Genomic DNA, 2,039 nt, shown 5'->3' on the forward strand with positions numbered 1-2,039 from the left:
GCCCGCCCGGCCGAGGGAGGCGGTGAGGAACGCCGCGGCGTCGCCGGTCAGGGTCCAGTCGAGCACCGGGTCGAACGGGCGGGCGAGAACCGCGCCGAAACCGTAGTCGAGGATCTTCAGGATGGTCAGCAGACCGAGGACGACGCCGCCGAGCGTCGCCGCCGCCCGCCTCGCCCCGGCCGGCAGGACGAGAACGAGGACGACGCCGAGGAGTCCCTCCACCGGGATGCGCAGGAGCGCGCCGGGGGTCAGTTGACCGACCGTTTGCGGTGCGATGAGGGCGAGGAACACGAGCAGGCCGGCGGCCCCGGTCGTCATCCCGGCCGCGATCTTGCGCCAACCGCCGCGGCTTGTCCCGGCGGTCTGCTGCTGGGCGGCCCTCGGCCGGACTACGGTCGTCATCCAGGCTCTGTCCATCTCACTCAGCACGGATTCGACGCGGCTGGGGTTCACCGCGGATTGGAGAAATGACGTGGAGCGCATCGCGCGGGCCTTCTGGCTCCGCGCTCCGGGCGAGGGCGAGATCCGGCCGGTCGCCCTACCCGGGCCCGGCCCGGACGACGTGGAGGTCCGCACGCTCTACTCGGGGGTCAGCCGCGGTACCGAGACCCTCGTCTTCGGCGGCGGCGTGCCGGAGAGCCAGTTCACGGCGATGCGGGCGCCCTTCCAGGACGGCGAGTTCCCCGGCCCGGTCAAGTACGGCTATCTCAACGTGGGGGTGGTCGAGCACGGCCCACCGGCGCTGCTCGGCCGCGCGGTCTTCTGCCTCTATCCCCACCAGACGCGCTATGTGGTGCCGGCCGCCGCCGTGACGCCGATTCCCGACGACGTGCCGCCGGAGCGCGCGGTGCTCGCCGGGACCGTGGAGACCGCGGTGAACGCGCTGTGGGATGCCGCCCCGTTGGTCGGCGACCGGATCGCCGTGGTCGGGGCAGGGATGGTCGGCTGCAGCGTCGCCGCGGTGCTCGCCCGCTTTCCCGGTGTCCGCGTCGAGCTGGTCGACGTCGACCCCGCGCGCGCGGTCGTCGCCAAGGCGCTCGGCGTGGGGTTCGCGACGCCCGAGCAGGCGGCGGGGGAGTGCGACCTGGTGGTGCACGCGAGCGCCACGGAGGCAGGCCTCGCCCGATCCCTCGAGCTGCTCGGCGACGAGGGCGAGGTCATCGAGCTGAGCTGGTACGGCGACCGGCGGGTGCGGGTGCCGCTCGGCGAGTCCTTCCACTCCCGCCGCCTGGTGGTTCGCAGCAGCCAGGTGGGCGCGGTGGCACCGGCGCGGCGGGGGCGTCGCAGCTTCGGCGACCGGCTGGCACTGGCACTGCGTCTGCTCGCCGACCCCGTCTTCGACGCGCTGGTCACGGACGAGAGCCCGTTCGAGGACCTGCCCCGGCTGATGCCTCGTCTCGCCGGCGGTGAACTTTCGGCCCTGTGTGTCCGTGTCGTCTATTGAGCAGTCGTCTATTGAGCAGGTAGCAACCCGTCGGGAGGATCGGTCTTGTTCAGCATCACCGTCCGCGATCACGTCATGATCGCGCACAGTTTCCGGGGCGAGGTCTTCGGCCCGGCGCAGCGGCTGCACGGCGCCACGTACGTGGTGGACGCGTCGTTCCGCCGTGCCGACCTCGACGCCGACGGCATCGTCGTCGACATCGGGTTGGCCACCCAGGAGCTCGGTGCCGTGCTGGCCGACCTCAACTATCGCAACCTCGACGACGAGCCGGCGTTCGCCGGCGTCAACACGTCCACGGAGTTCCTCGCCAAGGTCATCGCCGACCGGCTCGCCGAGAAGGTGCACGCGGGCGCGCTGGGCACGGGGGCCCGCGACCTGGCCGGGATCACCGTCGCGCTGCACGAGTCCCACGTCGCCTGGGCGACCTACGAGCGCACCCTGTGAGCGAGAGTCCGGTGAGCATCGCAGTGAGCGCCAGCGAGCGAGGAGCGGAGGCGGGCTCGGAGCGAGCCATCAATGCTGTGAGAACCACCAGCCTCCGCTCGGTGCATGTCGTGGTGCCGGCTGACATCGACGACGTCGCCGTGCCGAGCGG

At 72.1% G+C, this 2,039-nt stretch carries 2 protein-coding genes and 1 pseudogene; 2 read left to right on the forward strand and 1 reads right to left on the reverse strand.

All coding sequences use genetic code 11. From position 1 onward, the window contains the following. A pseudogene (locus VGI02_RS07615) lies at positions 1 to 402 on the reverse strand (sulfatase); the annotation flags it as partial. A gap of 79 nt (positions 403 to 481) precedes the next feature. Here VGI02_RS07615 and VGI02_RS07620 point away from each other — a divergent pair. Both VGI02_RS07620 and VGI02_RS07625 read left to right on the forward strand, forming a co-directional pair. Then, positions 482 to 1,444, forward strand: coding sequence for a zinc-dependent alcohol dehydrogenase (locus VGI02_RS07620; protein WP_331626695.1), 963 nt, complete (start codon positions 482 to 484; stop codon positions 1,442 to 1,444). 45 nt (positions 1,445 to 1,489) lie between these two features. After that, positions 1,490 to 1,888 (forward strand): 6-pyruvoyl trahydropterin synthase family protein, encoded by a 399-nt coding sequence (locus VGI02_RS07625; RefSeq protein WP_331626694.1) that lies wholly within the window; start codon positions 1,490 to 1,492, stop codon positions 1,886 to 1,888. Positions 1,889 to 2,039: the final 151 nt, after the last annotated feature.

It is taken from the genome of Actinomycetospora sp., assembly GCF_036497245.1.
In the GTDB taxonomy this organism is placed as follows: domain Bacteria; phylum Actinomycetota; class Actinomycetes; order Mycobacteriales; family Pseudonocardiaceae; genus Actinomycetospora.